Annotated in this window: 16 protein-coding genes; 6 read left to right on the top strand and 10 right to left on the bottom strand. The window is 72.8% G+C overall.

The features are described from left to right. From IE294_RS07340 to IE294_RS07325, 4 genes are all read right to left on the bottom strand, one after another. Window positions 1-405 carry an ectoine synthase gene (locus IE294_RS07340; RefSeq protein ID WP_189815443.1) on the bottom strand — a complete coding sequence of 135 codons (405 nt, stop codon included), beginning with the start codon at window positions 403-405 and terminating at the stop codon, window positions 1-3. 46 nt (window positions 406-451) lie between these two features. Continuing rightward, the gene (gene ectB / locus IE294_RS07335) at window positions 452-1,723 is read right to left on the bottom strand and encodes a diaminobutyrate--2-oxoglutarate transaminase (protein WP_189883593.1); all 1,272 of its coding nucleotides are present in this window, start codon (window positions 1,721-1,723) and stop codon (window positions 452-454) included. Between the two features lie 13 nt (window positions 1,724-1,736). After that, window positions 1,737-2,255 carry a diaminobutyrate acetyltransferase gene (gene ectA, locus IE294_RS07330; RefSeq protein WP_189883590.1) on the bottom strand — a complete coding sequence of 173 codons (519 nt, stop codon included), beginning with the start codon at window positions 2,253-2,255 and terminating at the stop codon, window positions 1,737-1,739. A 330-nt stretch (window positions 2,256-2,585) separates the two neighbouring features. Continuing rightward, the gene (locus IE294_RS07325) at window positions 2,586-3,686 is read right to left on the bottom strand and encodes a pyridoxal-phosphate-dependent aminotransferase family protein (RefSeq protein ID WP_189883589.1); all 1,101 of its coding nucleotides are present in this window, start codon (window positions 3,684-3,686) and stop codon (window positions 2,586-2,588) included. Between the two features lie 138 nt (window positions 3,687-3,824). Here IE294_RS07325 and IE294_RS07320 point away from each other — a divergent pair, with 138 nt between their 5' ends. The 5 genes from IE294_RS07320 (at window position 3,825) to IE294_RS07300 (ending at window position 8,471) form a co-directional block, all read left to right on the top strand. Further along, window positions 3,825-4,673 carry a transporter substrate-binding domain-containing protein gene (locus tag IE294_RS07320; RefSeq protein ID WP_189883587.1) on the top strand — a complete coding sequence of 283 codons (849 nt, stop codon included), beginning with the start codon at window positions 3,825-3,827 and terminating at the stop codon, window positions 4,671-4,673. Then, window positions 4,670-5,503 carry an amino acid ABC transporter permease gene (locus IE294_RS07315; protein WP_103813020.1) on the top strand — a complete coding sequence of 278 codons (834 nt, stop codon included), beginning with the start codon at window positions 4,670-4,672 and terminating at the stop codon, window positions 5,501-5,503. Before IE294_RS07320 ends, IE294_RS07315 begins: the two co-directional genes overlap by 4 nt. Then, on the top strand, window positions 5,500-6,294 hold the full coding sequence (locus IE294_RS07310; protein ID WP_103813021.1) for an amino acid ABC transporter ATP-binding protein: 795 nt from the start codon (window positions 5,500-5,502) through the stop codon (window positions 6,292-6,294). Before IE294_RS07315 ends, IE294_RS07310 begins: the two co-directional genes overlap by 4 nt. Window positions 6,295-6,311: 17 nt before the next feature. Continuing rightward, window positions 6,312-7,403, top strand: a complete 1,092-nt coding sequence (locus IE294_RS07305; RefSeq protein ID WP_189883585.1) for an amidohydrolase family protein — start codon at window positions 6,312-6,314, stop codon at window positions 7,401-7,403. 156 nt (window positions 7,404-7,559) lie between these two features. Further along, the gene (locus tag IE294_RS07300) at window positions 7,560-8,471 is read left to right on the top strand and encodes an SCO1860 family LAETG-anchored protein (protein ID WP_189883575.1); all 912 of its coding nucleotides are present in this window, start codon (window positions 7,560-7,562) and stop codon (window positions 8,469-8,471) included. Window positions 8,472-8,522: 51 nt separating this feature from the next. Here the strand turns inward: IE294_RS07300 and cobC are convergent, their stop codons facing one another. Genes cobC through cobM form a run of 6 tightly spaced genes read right to left on the bottom strand, consistent with a single transcriptional unit; the run spans window position 8,523 to window position 14,837 of the window. Continuing rightward, the gene (gene cobC / locus IE294_RS07295; protein WP_189883574.1) at window positions 8,523-9,596 is read right to left on the bottom strand and encodes an Rv2231c family histidinol phosphate aminotransferase CobC; all 1,074 of its coding nucleotides are present in this window, start codon (window positions 9,594-9,596) and stop codon (window positions 8,523-8,525) included. Continuing rightward, the gene (locus IE294_RS07290; RefSeq protein ID WP_189883572.1) at window positions 9,586-10,515 is read right to left on the bottom strand and encodes a sirohydrochlorin chelatase; all 930 of its coding nucleotides are present in this window, start codon (window positions 10,513-10,515) and stop codon (window positions 9,586-9,588) included. The genes cobC and IE294_RS07290 overlap by 11 nt, the downstream gene beginning before the upstream one ends. Then, entirely contained in the window at window positions 10,512-11,102 is a 591-nt protein-coding gene (locus IE294_RS07285) for a precorrin-8X methylmutase (protein ID WP_189883570.1), read from the bottom strand. Before IE294_RS07285 ends, IE294_RS07290 begins: the two co-directional genes overlap by 4 nt. Next, window positions 11,099-12,790, bottom strand: a complete 1,692-nt coding sequence (gene cobJ / locus IE294_RS07280; protein ID WP_189883568.1) for a precorrin-3B C(17)-methyltransferase — start codon at window positions 12,788-12,790, stop codon at window positions 11,099-11,101. Before cobJ ends, IE294_RS07285 begins: the two co-directional genes overlap by 4 nt. Next, window positions 12,787-14,022, bottom strand: a complete 1,236-nt coding sequence (gene cbiE, locus IE294_RS07275) for a precorrin-6y C5,15-methyltransferase (decarboxylating) subunit CbiE (RefSeq protein ID WP_189883566.1) — start codon at window positions 14,020-14,022, stop codon at window positions 12,787-12,789. The genes cobJ and cbiE overlap by 4 nt, the downstream gene beginning before the upstream one ends. Continuing rightward, on the bottom strand, window positions 14,019-14,837 hold the full coding sequence (cobM, locus tag IE294_RS07270; protein ID WP_189883564.1) for a precorrin-4 C(11)-methyltransferase: 819 nt from the start codon (window positions 14,835-14,837) through the stop codon (window positions 14,019-14,021). Before cobM ends, cbiE begins: the two co-directional genes overlap by 4 nt. Before the next feature lie 82 nt (window positions 14,838-14,919). On the opposite strand from cobM, the gene IE294_RS07265 reads away from it, so the two are divergent. After that, complete coding sequence (locus IE294_RS07265) at window positions 14,920-15,648, top strand: ZIP family metal transporter (protein WP_189883562.1); 729 nt, start codon at window positions 14,920-14,922, stop codon at window positions 15,646-15,648. Window positions 15,649-15,661 lie beyond the last annotated feature (13 nt).

Raw genomic sequence — 15,661 nt, 5'->3', positions numbered from 1 at the left:
TCACACCTCCTCGGGCTCGGTGAGCAGGGGGTAGACGCCGTTCTCGTCGTGGTCCTCCCGGCCGGTCACCGGCGGGTTGAACACGCAGACGCAGTGGAAGTCCTCCTTGACGCGCAGCGTGTGCCGCTCGTGTCCGTCGAGGAGGTACATGGTGCCGGGGGTGATGGTGTACGTCTTCCCGGTCTCCTGGTCGGTGAGTTCGGCCTCGCCCTTGGTGCAGACGACGGCCTCGATGTGGTTGGCGTACCACATCGACGTCTCCGTCCCGGCGTACAGGATGGTCTCGTGCAGGGAGAAGCCGACGCGCTCCTTGGCGAGGACGATCCGCTTGCTCTCCCAGGTGCCGGACTTCGCCCTGATGTGCCGGTCGGTGCCTTCGATGTCCTTGAACGAACGGACGATCATGGGGGTGCACTTCCTCCTTGCTGGCTTGCTGGCTTGCTGGGTGTGGCTAGGCGGTTTCGCGGACGGCGCGGGCGAGGACGCTGAGTCCTTCGTCCAGTTCCTCGCGCGTGATGGTCAGGGCCGGCAGCAGCTTGACGACCTCGCCCTCCGGGCCGGACGTCTCGATCAGCAGCCCGAGCTCGAAGGCGCGGCGGGCGACCCGGGAGGCCCGGGACTTGTCGTGGAACTCCAGGCCCCACACGAGCCCACGGCCGCGGTACTCCCTCACGTCGGCCAGGTTCTCCTCGGTGATGGAGACGAGGGCCCGCTCGACCTGCTCGCCACGGGCGCGGGTCTGCTTCTCCATGGCCGAGCCGTCGGTCCAGTACGTCTCCAGCGCGGCGGTCGCGGTCACGAAGGCCGGGTTGTTGCCGCGGAAGGTGCCGTTGTGCTCGCCCGGCTCCCACACGTCCAGCTCGGGCTTGAACAGGCACAGCGACATGGGCAGCCCGTAGCCGCTGATCGACTTCGACACGGTGACGATGTCCGGCGTGATGCCGGCCTCCTCGAAGGAGAAGAACGCGCCGGTACGGCCGCAGCCCATCTGGATGTCGTCGACGATCAGCAGCATGTCCTGCCGCTCGCACAGCTCCTTCAGCGCGCGCAGCCATTCGGGCCGGGCGACGTTGATGCCGCCCTCGCCCTGCACGGTCTCCACGATCACGGCGGCGGGCTTGTTCAGCCCGGAGCCCTGGTCCTCCAGCAGCCGCTCGAACCACAGGAAGTCCGGGACCGTGCCGTCGAAGTAGTTGTCGAACGGCATCGGCGTGCCGTGCACCAGCGGAATGCCCGCGCCGGCCCGCTTGAAGGCGTTGCCGGTCACGGCGAGGGAGCCCAGCGACATGCCGTGGAAGGCGTTGGTGAACGACACGATCGCCTCGCGGCCCTTCACCTTCCGCGCCAGCTTCAGCGCCGACTCCACGGCGTTGGTGCCGGTCGGCCCCGGGAACATGACCTTGTACGGCAGGTCGCGCGGGCGCAGGACCAGGTCCTGGAAGGTCTGGAGGAAGGTGCGTTTGGCCGTGGTCGACATGTCCAGGCCGTGGGTGACGCCGTCCCGTTCCAGATAGTCGAGCAACGCCCGTTTGAGGACGGGGTTGTTGTGGCCGTAGTTGAGTGAGCCGGCACCGGCGAAGAAGTCGAGGTACGCGTGCCCGTCCTCGTCGTACATCCGGCTGCCCCGCGCGCGGTCGAAGACGGTGGGCCAGCCGCGGCAGTAGCTGCGCACCTCGGACTCCAGGGTCTCGAAGACGCTGAGGTCGGGCTGGGTGATGGTCACGGTGAATCGCTCCTCAGTGGGGGGTGGAGTCGGTCAACGGGCCGATGCGGTACAGGACTTCGGGGTCGTGCGGGCCGTCCGTGAAGAGTTCGGCGGGGAACAGCACCTCGCGGGTCACCTGCGCGCCGTGCCGCTCGGCGAAGGAGGTGAACAGCCGCTCGGAGGCGGTGTTGCCGGGCGTGATGGTGGTCTCGATCCCGGTGATCCCCCGCTCGGCGACGAGCCGGGCGGTCAGCCCGTCCAGCAGCTTGGCGGCGATGCCGTGGCCCCGGTGGGCGGGGTCGACGGCCACCTGCCAGACGAGCAGCGTGCGCGGGCGGTCCGGCCGCAGGTATCCGGTGACGAAGCCGACCGGCTCCCCGCCCGCGCCGCGCGCCACCGCCGAGGTGCCGGCGAAGTCCCGGCACCACAGCAGATAACTGTAGGAGGAGTTCAGATCGAGGGTTTTCGATTCCTTGGCGAGACGCCAGAGCGTGGCTCCGTCGGTCGTCGCCGGCCGTTCGATGAGCAGGTCTGCGGGTGCGGCAGTCATGCGGCAGGAATTTAGCGAGGCGAATTCGAAAATGCACGGGAGCGAGTGCGGAGGGTTCCTGCCTGACCGGTGAAATGTCTGAAATACCCCGCAACAAATCGGGACAAATCTCATCTGTTGTGGAGTGTGTCACAGCCTGGAAAGCGCGGGAAACCTGTCGGCAAAGTCCCTTGTTTAGCTCTGCAAAAAGCGGGCAGAAGAAGACGGGAAGCTATCGTCCGGAGAATTGGCGGAGTTTGTGAGAGTAATTGGAATTCAAGATGTGAAAACGGCCCGCGCGGTGTGCGCGAGCCGTTTTCGTTGCGTTCCGGGGTGATGGCCGCTTGCTGCTCAGCGCCAGGCGTTCTCCACGGCCCCGCGGGCGGCGGCCGGGTCCACCGGCAGGCCCTGCGCGGCGAGCGCCGCGCCCAGTGCCGCCAGGGAGTTCTGGACCGCGCCCCGCGTCGCGTCGGGACCGTAGTGGTTGACCCGGATCATCTCCCGGGCCAGGGCGCCGCCGCCGGCCGCCAGCGGCAGGGCGGGGTCGGTCGCCAGAGCGCGGGCCACCAGGTCGGAGGCCACCACGCCGGACGGCACCCGGAGGGTCGTGGCGACCGGTGCCGCGTCCCTCTCCTCGTACACATACGGTTCCAGGCCCCCGCCCAGTGCCACCGCGCCGGCCCGCGAGGCCAGCGCCGCGCGCCGGTGCCGGGCCATCACCGACTCCAGGCCCGCCGACTCGATCCGCTCCAGGCACGCCTCCAGCGCCAGCATCTCCAGCTGCGCCGGCGCGTGCGGCAGCGCCTTGCGGCCGGCGTCGATCCAGCGGTCCTTCCAGTCCAGGAGGGACAGGTAGGAGCGGCGCGGGGCGTTCGGATTGGCGGCCATCCGGGCCCACGCCCGCTCGCTCACGGAGATCGCCGACACGCCCGCCGGGCCGCCCATCGCCTTCTGCGCGCCGATCACGCACAGGTCCACGCCCCACGCGTCCGGCAGCACCGGTTCCGCGCCGACCGAGGCCACCGCGTCCAGATAGAAGAGGGCGCCCTGCTCCCGTACCACCTCGCCGATCTCCGCGACCGGGTTGGTGTTGCCGGTCGCCGCCTCGGCGTGCACCAGCGACACGAAGTCGATCTCCGGGTGCTCGGCGAACGCCTCCCGGACCTGCCCGGCGGTCACCGCCGTGTGGAAGGGGACGGAGAGGTCGTGCACCGTGGCGCCGGCGTCGCGCAGCCAGTTGCCGAAGGTCTGCCCGTAGGGGCCCGTGATCACGTTCAGGGCCACCGTGCCCGGACCGGCCGCCGAGCGGATCGCGCCCTCCAGTGGCAGCAGCGCCTCGCCCTGGGTGATCAGGACGTCCTGGCGGGTGTCCAGCAGCCGGGCCACCCCGTCCTCGATGGCGGCGAAACGCTCGGCAGTGAGCGGGGGCAGGTCGAGGAAGGGGTGGGTCACGGCGGTGCTCTCTTCGTCTCTCGGGGGCCGACTCCCTCGATCTTAGGTCGAGGGGCTGCCTGGCCATGGGTTTGATTTGAGAGACTCAAACACTTCCTTATAATCGGAACCCTTAGTTCCCCGACAGGAGACCTCCCCATGAAAACGCTCGTCGGGCGCCGGACCCGCCTTCTGGCCGCCACCACCGCGACCGCCGCACTCGTGCTCGTCGCGGCCGGCTGCTCCTCCAGCGACTCGGGGAGCGGCAAGACCACGGTCAAGGGTGTCCACCTGGCCAAGGCCGGTCAGCTGACCACCTGCACCCACCTGCCGTACCCGCCGTTCCAGTCGGAGGTGAACGGCAAGGTGCAGGGCTTCGACGTCTCCCTCATCGACCTCGTCGCGCGGGACCTCGGCGTCAAGCAGCAGATCCTCGACACGCCCTTCGAGAACTTCAAGACGGGCGCCTTCCTGAACTCGGGCGAGTGCGACCTGGCCGCCGCCGGCATGACCATCACCGCCGAGCGCAAGAAGAACGTCGACTTCTCCGACCCGTACTTCGAGGCCACCCAGGCCGTCCTCGTCGACAAGGACAGCGGGATCAACTCGCTCGCCGACGTCAAGGCCAAGGGCAAGAAGCTCGGCGCCCAGGCGCAGACCACCGGCGAGGACTACGTCAAGAGCAAGGGCTACGACCCGATCTCCTTCGAGTCCTCCGACGCCGTCCTCAACGGCCTGCGCACCGGCCAGGTCCAGGCCGTCGTCATCGACTACCCGGTCGTCCAGGGCTGGCTGAAGGACAAGGCCAACGCGGACAAGTTCAAGGTCGTGGACAACCTCAAGACCGGTGAGCAGTACGGCTTCACCGTCAAGAAGGGCAACAAGGCGCTGCTCGACGCCATCAACAAGGCGCTCAAGACCGCCAAGGCCGACGGCACCTACAAGAAGATCTACGAGCAGTGGATCGGCCCGTACGAGGCCTCCGTCGCCTCTCCCGCCGCCTCATGACCGACACGGACACAGCCCTCCAGCCGAAGAAGAAGGGACTGACCCGGCGTCAGAAGCGCGGCCTGTCGCGCGGCGTCCAGTACGCCGTCTTCGCCGCCGCCGTGATCGCCTTCGCGGTCACGGCCGACTGGGGCCGGCTCCAGAACCAGTTCGCCCAGGCGGACATCGCGAAGCAGATGTTCCCCGACGTCATCACGCTGGCGCTGAAGAACACCGTGCTCTACACGCTGTCCGGCTTCGTCGTCGGACTCGTCCTCGGCATGGTCATCGCGCTGATGCGGCTGTCCTCCGTGGGCCCCTACCGCTGGCTGGCGAGCGTCTACATCGAGATCTTCCGCGGGCTGCCCGCCCTGCTGATCTTCATCTTCGTCGGCGTGGCCGTGCCCCTCGCCTTCCCCGGCACGGAGATCCCGGGCGGCACCTACGGCAAGGTCGCCCTCGCGCTCGGCCTGGTCTCGGCCGCGTACATGGCGGAGACCATCCGGGCCGGCATCCAGGCCGTGCCCAAGGGGCAGATGGAGGCGGCCCGTTCGCTCGGCTTCTCGCCCGCGAAGGCCATGGTCTCCATCATCATCCCGCAGGCCTTCCGGATCATCCTGCCGCCGCTCACCAACGAACTCGTCCTGCTCTTCAAGGACTCCTCGCTGGTGCTGTTCCTCGGTGTCACCCTGGAGGAGCGGGAACTGTCCAAGTTCGGCCGCGACCTCGCCAGTACGACCGCCAACTCCACGCCGATCCTGGTCGCGGGCCTGTGCTACCTGCTGGTCACCATCCCGCTCAGCTTCGTCGTCCGCCGTATGGAATCCAAGGCCCAGGAGGCGATCCGGTGAGCCGCCCGGAGATCGAGGTCCGAGGACTGCACAAGTCCTTCGGCGACAACGAGGTGCTGCGCGGCATCGACCTGGAGATCGGCCAGGGCGAGGTCGTCTGCGTCATCGGCCCCTCCGGCTCCGGCAAGTCCACGCTGCTGCGCTGCGTGAACCTGCTGGAGGAGCCCACCAAGGGCCAGGTCTTCGTCGGCGGCACCGAGGTGACCGACCCCGACGTCGACATCGACGCCGTACGCCGCCGCATCGGCATGGTCTTCCAGCAGTTCAACCTCTTCCCGCACCTGAACGTCACCGAGAACCTCACGCTGCCGCAGCGCCGCGTCCTCGGGCGGGACAAGGAGACGGCCGCGCGCGTCGCCGCCGAGAACCTCGCCCGCGTCGGCCTCTCGGAGAAGGCGGACGCCTACCCGTCCTCCCTCTCCGGCGGCCAGCAGCAGCGCGTCGCCATCGCCCGGGCGCTCGCCATGGGCCCCGAAGTGATGCTCTTCGACGAGCCGACCTCCGCGCTCGACCCCGAGCTGGTCGGCGACGTCCTCGCCGTCATGCGCAGGCTCGCGCGGGAGGGCATGACGATGATGGTCGTCACCCACGAGATGACCTTCGCCCGCGAGGTCGCCGACCGGGTCGTCTTCATGGACGGCGGCGTGATCGTCGAGGACGGCAGCCCGGACCGGGTGATCGGCGACCCGCAGCACGAGCGCACCCGGCACTTCCTCTCCCGGCTGCTCGACCCGGCGATGGCCGAGGTCGAGGAGGAGACCTCCGACCAGGTGGGGAAGTCCGAGCCTTAGGTCGTTAGGGTGCGGGCATGAGCGATGGTGCGGTGCTGCACGTGAAGGGCCGGGTCCTGGCGGGGCCGGACGACGTCCGTGACGAGCTGTGGGTGGTCGGGGGCCGCGTGTCCTACGACCGCCCCGCCGGGGCCCGCGACACCACCACCGTCGAGGGCTGGGCGCTGCCCGGCCTGGTCGACGCCCACTGTCACGTGGGCCTGGGCGCCGAGGGCCCGGTCGACACGGAGACCGCCGAGAAGCAGGCGCTCACCGACCGCGAGACGGGCACCCTGCTGATCCGTGACGCGGGCTCGCCCTCCGACACCCGCTGGATCGACGACCGCGACGACCTCCCGAAGATCATCCGGGCGGGCCGGCACATCGCCCGCACCCGCCGCTACATCCGCAACTACGCCTGGGAGATCGAACCGGACGCCCTCGTCGCCCACGTCGCCCGGGAGGCCCGGCGCGGCGACGGCTGGGTCAAGCTGGTCGGCGACTGGATCGACCGCGACCTCGGCGACCTGGCCCCCTGCTGGCCCCGCGAGGCCGTGGAGGCGGCCATCGCCGAGGCCCACCGGCTCGGCGCCCGGGTCACCGCCCACTGCTTCGCCGAGAACTCCCTGCGCGACCTGGTCGAGGCGGGCATCGACTGCATCGAGCACGCCACCGGCCTCACCGAGGACCTGATCCCGCTGTTCGCCGAGCGGGGCGTCGCGATCGTCCCGACCCTCGTCAACATCGCCACCTTCCCCCGGCTCGCGGACGGCGGCGAGAAGAAGTTCCCGCGCTGGTCCGCCCATATGCGCCGGCTGTACGAGCGGCGCTACGACACCGTGCGCGCCGCTTACGACGCCGGCATCCCGGTCTTCGTCGGCACGGACGCCGGCGGCACACTGCCGCACGGGCTGGTCGCGGAGGAGGTCGCCGAACTGGTCGCCGCCGGCATCCCGCCGGCCGACGCGCTCGCCGCCACCAGCTGGGCCGCCCGCGCCTGGCTCGGCCGGCCCGGACTGGAGGAGGGCGCCCCGGCCGACCTCGTGGTGTACGCGAGCGATCCCCGGGCGGACGTACGGGTGCTGGCGGCGCCCCGGCGGGTGGTGCTGAACGGACGGGTGGTCGAGTAGGCGTTCCCGTGATCCCGCCGATTTCGCCCTGGAATCGAATCGGCGTGCGGAAACGCCACGTTGGAGTGAAGTAGCCCCGGATCGCTGACCGTTCACCCACACCGGGGACAAGGTTGACGGGTCCCAAGCAGGTTCCGTCTGGGGGGTCCCACCGCCTTGAACAGCAACAACTTCCGCATGCCCGCACGCCGTCTCACCGTCCTCGCGACGGCCACGGCCCTCGCCTCGGCGCCCGTGGTCCTGGGGGGCGCGGGCGCCGCGCACGCGACCGGTGACCACGGTCGCGCCTCCGCCGTCGTCCTGCGCACCGGGCTCGACGTGTCCCTGCTCAACAAGACCGTGAACGTCCCGCTCGCGGTCTCCCTCAACGAGGTCCAGGCACCCCGCAGCGCCGACCGCACCGCGCTGTCCGCCCGGCTCGACGGCGTGAACGGCGGCAAACCGTTCACCGTCCTCGGCGCGGACGTCGCCCAGGCCGGGGCCACGGTGACCGCGCGGCGCGCCGAGGGCTCGGTCCGGATCGCCCACGCCAAGCTGCACGTCCCCGGTCTGCCCCTGCTGTCCCTGATCGAGGCCGACACGATCACCGCCAAGGCGACCTGTGAGGCCGGCAAGGCACCGGTCGCCTCCGCGAACGTCCTCGGTGCCGTCACCGTCCTCGGCAAGCGCGTCACCCTCACCGCCGGCGGCCCGTCCGAGGTGAAGGTGCCCGGCGTCGGCGAGGTCCGCCTCGACCTCTCCCGGCGGAGCACCACGACCCGTACGGCCGCCGCGACCGCCCTCGAACTCACGGTCTCCGTCAACCCCTTGAAGCTCAACGTGGCCGACGTCGAGGGCACGGTCACCCTGGCCAGGGCCACCTGCGAGTCCCCGATGGCCCCGCCCGCCACGACCCCGGTGCCGAGCCACGACCCGGCCGCCGGCCCCCGCCCCCAGGGCGCCCCCGCCGAAGCGGACCTCGCGGAGACCGGCGGCAGCTCGGCGACCCCGTACATCGCGGGCGGCGCACTGACCCTGCTGCTGGCGGGCGGAGGAGCGGTGGCGGTGGCCCGACGCCGGAAGAGCTGACCGAGCAGCTCAACGAGGCGAGCCGGGGCGGCGGTTGGTGCTTCGGTCTGTTCAGCCGGACGAATCCAGTGCGGCCGACAGCGCCTGCAAGAACCCGTTCACCGTCACCCGGTCCCGCACGGCGATGCGCACCCACTCCTGACCGAGCCCCGGAAACGTGTCACCCCGCCGCACCGCATGACCGAGCTCCCGCAACCGCCGCCGTACCCCGGCCGCCCCCGGCATACGGACCAGCACGAACGGCCCTTCCGCCGGCTCCACCACCCGCACGCCGCGGGCGGCGAACGCGGCCAGCCCGGCCACCAGGTGCGCCCGGTCCCCGGCGATGCGGTGCGCCGCGTGCCCCGCCTCCGCCAGCGCCCTCGGCGCCACACACGCCTCCGCCGCCGCCAGCGCCGGTGTCGACACCGGCCACAACGGCTGGGCCCGCTCCAGCTCGGCGATCACCTCGGGCGCGGCCAGGACGTACCCGATGCGCAGCCCGGCCAGCCCCCAGGTCTTGGTGAGGCTGCGCAGCACGACGAGCCCCGGCACATCGGTCCGCCCGGCCAGCGCCTCCCGCTCACCCGGCACCGCGTCCATGAACGCCTCGTCCACCACCAACGTCCGCCCCGGGCGGGCGAGCCGGACGACCGTCTCCGCCGGATGCAGCACCGACGTCGGATTCGTGGGGTTGCCGATCACCACCAGGTCGGCTTCCTCCGGCACGGCCGCCGGGTCCAGCCGGAACCCGTCCTCCTCCCGCAGCAGCACCCGGTCCACGCTGTGCCCCGCGTCCCGCAGCGCGGCCTCCGGCTCGGTGAACTGCGGGTGCACGACGACCGGCCGGCGGACCTTCAGCGCCCGGGCGAGCAGCACGAACGCCTCCGCCGCCCCCGCCGTCAGCAGCACCCGCTCCACCGGCAGCCCGTGCCGCGCCGCCACCGCCGCCCGCGCGGCCCGCCCGTCCGGGTAGGCCGCGAGGGACGACAGTGAACCGGCGATCTCCTCCCGCAGCCACGGCGGAGGCGTGTCCGCGCGGACGTTGACGGCGAGGTCGACCAGGGCGGCCCCGTCGTCCCGCACCTCGGCGTCCCCGTGGTGCCGCAGATCGTCACCGGACCCGCCGGCCGCTTCAGTGCGCATGGCTGTGCGAGTGCCCCCCGTGATGGTGGTGCCCGTGCCCGTGGTGGTCGTCGTCGTCCGGGTGGAAGTGCGGCTGCTGCGGCAGCCCGACCTTGTCCTCGAAGCCCGGCAGCGCGATCCGGTACACGCACGAGTCGCAGTTCATGCGCAGATCACCCTTGACGGCCTCCTCGTACCGCTCCATCACCAGGTCCAGCAACTCCGGCTCGGGCCCGATGACATCGGCCGAGCGCACCTCGACCTCCGGGTGCGCCGCGGCCCACCCCTCGGTCTGCTGCCGCACCCGGTCCGGCAGGATGCCGGTGAAGAGGAAGTAGGGGAGTACGACGATCCTCCGCGCCCCCAGTGCCGCGCACCGGTCCAGCCCGCTCGGCACGTCCGGCGCCGCGAGCGACACGAACGCCGTCTCCACCCCGGCGTACCCCCGGCCCTCCCACAGCAGCCGCGCCGCCTTGAACACCTCGGCGTTGGCGTCGGGGTCGGTGGAGCCGCGCCCGACCAGCAGCACGGTGACGTCGGCCCGGTCCTCCGGGGTGCGGGCGGACGAGCCGAGCGCCTCGTCCAGCCGCCGCTCCAGCACGTTCAGCAGCGCCGGGTGGGGGCCCAGCGGACGGCCGTAGGTGTACGAGATGCCCGGGTGCCGCTCCTTCTCACGGGCCAGCGCGGCCGGGATGTCGCCCTTGGCGTGCCCGGCGGACACCAGCATCAGCGGCACGGCGGCGAACCGGCGTACGCCCTGTCCGACCAGCTCGGCGACGGCCTCGCCCAGCGGCGGCGGGGACAGTTCGATGAAGCCGCCGGCGACGGGCAGCCCGGGGTGGCGGCGCCCCAGCTCCCGGACGAAGTCGCGGAACGCCTCGGCTCCGGCGTCGTCACGGGTGCCGTGGCCGGCGATGAGCAGGGCGGGCGGGGTGGTCACGCGTTCTCCTCGGAGTGTGAAACGGGGTGGTACAGCAGGGCGTTGAGCGCGGCGGACGCGACCGCCGACCCGCCCTTCTCGGACACGTTGCTCACGGCGGGCAGCCCGCTCATCCGCAACGCGGCCTTGGACTCGACCGCGCCGACGAAGCCGACGGGCAGTCCGATGACGAGCGCCGGGGCGGCGTCCAGGGTCAGCAGCTCCTCCAGCGCGGTCGGCGCGTTGCCGATCACCCAGAGGGCACCGGGACCGACCTGCTCGTACGCGAGCCGGATCGCGTGCGCCGACCGGGTCAGCCCCGGCCCGGCCACCGCGTCCCTCAGCCGGCAGACGGTCTCCCGCCGGGTGATCCCGGCGGCCACCATCTCGACGTCCACGACCACCGGCGCCCCGGCGTGCAGCGCCGCGTGCGCCGTCACCAGCTCGCCCTCGTCCATGACGAGGTCGTTGGCGTACTCCAGGTCGGCGGCGGAGTGGATGACCCGCTCCACCACCGCCCGGGTCAGCGGCGGGAAGTGCGAGGTGTCCAGGCGGGCGCGCAGCCGCCGGTAGGACTCCTGCTCGATCGGGTGGACGACGCGGTTCACCTGGCCCCCTCCTGCGACGCCTGCCAGCGGTAGCCGCGCGGCGTCACCATGCGCCCCGCGATCCGACGGGTCGCCGTGTTGCCCACGGTGACGACCGTCATCATGTCGACCGTCGCCGGGTCCAGCGCGGCGAGCGTGGTGACCCGGGCGGCCTCGTCCGGCCGGGAGGCGTTGCGGACGACACCGACGGGCGTCGTCGGCTCCCGGTGTCCGGCGAGGATCGCGAGCGCCTTGGGCAACTGCCAGTCGCGGCCCCGGGAGCGCGGGTTGTAGAAGGTCACGACGAGGTCCGACTCGGCCGCCGCGCGCACCCGGCGCTCGATGACCTCCCACGGCGTGTGCAGGTCGGACAGGCTGATGGACACGTGGTCGTGGCCCAGCGGCGCGCCCAGGACCGCCCCGGCGGCCAGCGCGGCCGTCACCCCGGGCACCCCGACCACGTCGATGTCGTCGGAGGCCTCGGCGAGCGCCGGCGAGGCCATGGCGTACACGCCCGCGTCCCCGCTGCCGATCAGCGCCACCGCGTGCCCCGCGCGGGCCTGTGCGACCGCCGTCCGGGCCCGCTCCTCCTCCGCGCCGAGCCCCGACTCCAGCACCCGGGTGCCAGGCCGCAGCAGATCGCGGATCTGGTCCACGTACTGGTCGAGGCCGACCAGCACCGACGCCCGCCGCAGCTCGGCCGCCGCGCGCGGGGTGAGCAGGTCCCGGGCGCCCGGCCCGAGGCCGACGACCGCGAGCCGCCCGCGCCCCGGACGCCGGACGACCGCACAGGTCGCCATCGCGGGCCGCGCGGCCGACTTCCGCTTGGGGACGAGGAGTTCCCCGCCCCGGACCAGGGCGGCGGCCTCCGCGACCGACGGGGTGCCGACGGCCGCGAGGGGCGCGTCGGACGGGTTGGGCACCTCGACCGCCGCCAGTTCCTCGGCGGGGTACGTCACCAGGGGCACCCCGAGCCGTTCGGCGGCGGCCACGATGCCCGGCTCCTGAGCCTTGGCGTCCACGGTGGCCAGCTCGGCGACCGACCGCGGCGAGAGCCCCGCCTCCCGCAGTGCCTCCTCGACCAGAGCGAGGACCTCCTCGGCCGGCGCGCCCTTCGACGCGCCGACCCCGACCACCAGCGACGGCGGCCTGAGCAGCACCTCCCGCTCGCCCGCCGCGACGGCCCGGTCGGTGACCCGGATCGTGTACGCCCCCTGGGGCGCGACCGGCAGCGGCGGCAGCGGCCAGACCACCTCGGCCTCCAGCGCGACCGGTTCGCCGTCCAGCAGCGCCCGGGAGACCGCGGCGACCGCCCCCTCGTACGGCAGGCCGAGCGTGTCCAGGCCCGGCAGCCCGGCGGCGTCCGTCGCGGTCGTCACCACCGGCTCGGCGCCCAGCACCGCACCCACCTCGCGGGCGAGCGCGTTGGCGCCGCCCGCGTGCCCGCCGAGCAGCGACACCGCGAACCGGCCGCCCTCGTCCACGCACACCACGCCCGGGTCGGCCGCCTTGCCGGCGAGCAGCGGCGCGAGCAGCCGTACCACCGCCCCGGTCGCCAGGAAGCACACCAGCTGCTCGCACTCCGCGAACGCGGCCCGTACGGCCTGACCGACAGGACCCTCGTAGACGCGCGTACGCTCCGGCCAGGCCGCGGCCAGCCGGTCCCGCGCCGCCGCCCCCGCCGCGGTGGCGGAAATGAGGCCGATCACTGGACTACTCCTTCACTAGACGCCGGGGTTCTCACGCCCCACAGCAGGAACACAGGATTGGTGGCCGCCAGCCGGGTCACGTCCCCCGGCAGCGGCGCGAGGCGCGAGGACTGCAACAGCACCCCGTCGCAGGTGAACCCGGCGTCCGTCAGCGCCTGCCGGGCCGCCGGCACCCGGTCCAGCGCGGCCATGGCGACGACGACCGTCCGCCGGGCCCGCCGCGCGCACGCGGTCACCACGGCGGGCAGCTCCCGGCCCCCGCCGCCGACGAACACCGCGTCGGGATCGCCGGCCAGCCCCGCCAGGGCGTCCGGCGCCGAGCCGTGCACCACGTCCACGTCGACGCCGTGGGCGTCCGCGTTGGCACGGATGCGCGCCACCCCGTCCGGGGTCTTCTCGACGGCGACGACCGCGGCACCGAGCCGCGCGCACTCCACCGCGACCGAGCCCGACCCGGCGCCCACGTCCCACACCAGGTCGCCCAGGCGCGGCCCGAGCCGGGCCAGGGCCAGGGCCCGCACCTCGAACTTGGTGATCATCGAGTCCCGGTGCGCGAACGCGTTCTCCTCCAGGGCCCAGCGGGCCGGAGCCCCGGGCACCCCGGCCACCGTCCGCACCGCACCGAGCGCCCGCGCCTCGTCCAGGCACAGCACCACGCTCACCGCCGTACCCCAGTCCCGGGCCGCCGCCTCGGCGGCCGTCACCCGCTCCACGCGCTCCCGCCGCGGATCGCCGAGCGCGCTCGCCACGACCAGGGTCCGGTCACCGGGGAGCGCGGCCCCCAGCTCGGCCGGCCCGGCGCCCGGTCCGGTCAGCACGGCCACCTTCGGCCGCGCCCGGCACACGTTCACCGCCGTCCGCAGCTCGCGGCCGTGCGCGCTGACCACGACCGCGTCGTCCCAGGGCAGCCCGATCCGGGCGAAGGCGGTGGCCACGGAGGACACCCCCGGCCGCACGTCCAGCAGCCCGGTGCCGAACCGCTCGGCCAGCGCCCGCACGATCCCGAAGAACCCCGGGTCCCCGGACGCCAGCACGACCACTGGCAGCTCCTTGCCGACGTACCCGGCGATGGTCTCCAGGGCGGGCGCCAGCGGGCCGAGCACGACCCGCTCCGCCCCCTCGGGCAGCCGTACGGCGTCCAGGTGCCGCCGCCCGCCGACGACCAGCGCGGCCCCGGCCAGGACGTCCACCGGCACCGGCGCCCCGGTCCCCGTACCGACGACGGTGATCAACTCTTCGCCCTCTGCTCGCGCAGCGCCCGCCGCGCCTCGGGGTCGGCCTTCCGGTAGCCGTGGAAGTGACCCGGGTGGTACAGGTGCGAACGCGTCCCGTGTGCGTCCAGCGCCGGGCCGACCAGGAACAGCGTGTGCTTCCAGAGCCTGTGTTCCTTGACCGTCTCCTCCAGCGTGCCGATCGTGCACCTGACGACCAGCTCCTCGGGCCAGGTCGCCTGGTACGCGATCACCACCGGGGTGTTCGTCGGGTAGCCGCCCTCCAGCAGCTCCCGCACCAGCTGCCCGCTGCGCGCCGCCGACAGGAAGATCGCCATGGTGGTGCCGTGGCGGGCGAACTCGCGCACCTCCTCACCGGGCGGCATCGGCGTCTTGCCCCCGCCCAGCCGGGTCAGCACCACGGACTGCGCGACCTCGGGAATCGTCAGCTCGCGCTGCGCCAGCGCGGCCACGGCGGAGAAGGAGGACACGCCCGGGACGACCTCGGTCGCGATGCCGATCTCCCGGCAGCGGTCCAGTTGCTCCTGCGTGCCGCCCCACAGGGCCGGGTCGCCGGAGTGGATACGGGCCACCGCGAGCCCCTCCTCGAACGCGCGTCGGTACACCGCGACGACGTCCTCCAGCGACATGGTCGCCGAGTCCAGGATCTCGGCGTCCTCGCGGGCGTGTTCGAGGACCTCCGCCTGGACCAGGCTCGCGGCCCAGATCACGACGTCGGCCTCGGCGATGGCCCGCGCGGCACGGAACGTCAGCAGATCGGCGGCGCCGGGGCCGGCACCGACGAAGGTCACCTTGCCGGTGGGGGCATCGGCCATGGGAATCGGTCCTCTCCTACGAGTACTGCGGTTGTGGCTGTCGGACGTGCGGGAACGCGGGTCGATCCGATAGCAAGGGCCTATGGCGGTCTTCGTCGCGCTCGGCGCGTTCCTGATGACGCTGGCCGGCGGCTGGACGGCACAGCGCGTGACCGACCGCCGCCATCTGGTGCTGGGCCTGGCCGGCGGGCTGATGCTCGGCGTGGCCGGCCTGGACCTGCTGCCGGAGGCCCTCCGGACGGCGGGCAGCGAGGTCCACGGCGTCCCGGTCGCGCTCCTGCTGTTCCTGGCCGGCTTCCTCCTCGCCCATCTGGTGGAACGCCTGCTGGCGGCCCGTCGCGCCGCCCACGGCGCCGACGAGCACCACCACAGAGCCCCCGAGGTGGGCCTCACGGCGGCCGGGGCGATGGTGGGCCACAGCCTGATGGACGGCGTGGCGATCGGCGCGTCCTTCCAGGTGGGCGGCGGCATGGGGACCGCGGTCGCGCTCGCCGTCATCGCCCACGACTTCGCGGACGGCTTCAACACCTTCACTCTGACCAGCCTGTACGGCAACGCCCGCCGCAAGGCCCTCGCCATGCTCGTCGCGGACGCCGTCGCACCCGTCGCCGGAGCCGCCGCGTCCACGTTCCTCACCGTCCCGGCGGGCGTCCTCGGCGGCTATCTCGGCCTGTTCGGCGGCGCACTGCTGTACCTCGCCGCGGCGGAGATCCTCCCCGAGGCCCACCATGAGCACCCCGCCCGTTCGACCCTGCTGTGCACGGTCGCGGGCGCGGCCTTCATCTGGCTGGTGGTGGGCGTCACGGGGTGACCCGGGCCGCCGG

Origin of the sequence: Streptomyces canarius (assembly GCF_014650735.1) — a bacterium.
In the GTDB taxonomy this organism is placed as follows: domain Bacteria; phylum Actinomycetota; class Actinomycetes; order Streptomycetales; family Streptomycetaceae; genus Streptomyces; species Streptomyces olivaceoviridis.
The sequence above is the reverse complement of the archived record's forward strand: the minus strand, read 5'-3'. Positions and strand labels throughout refer to the sequence as shown.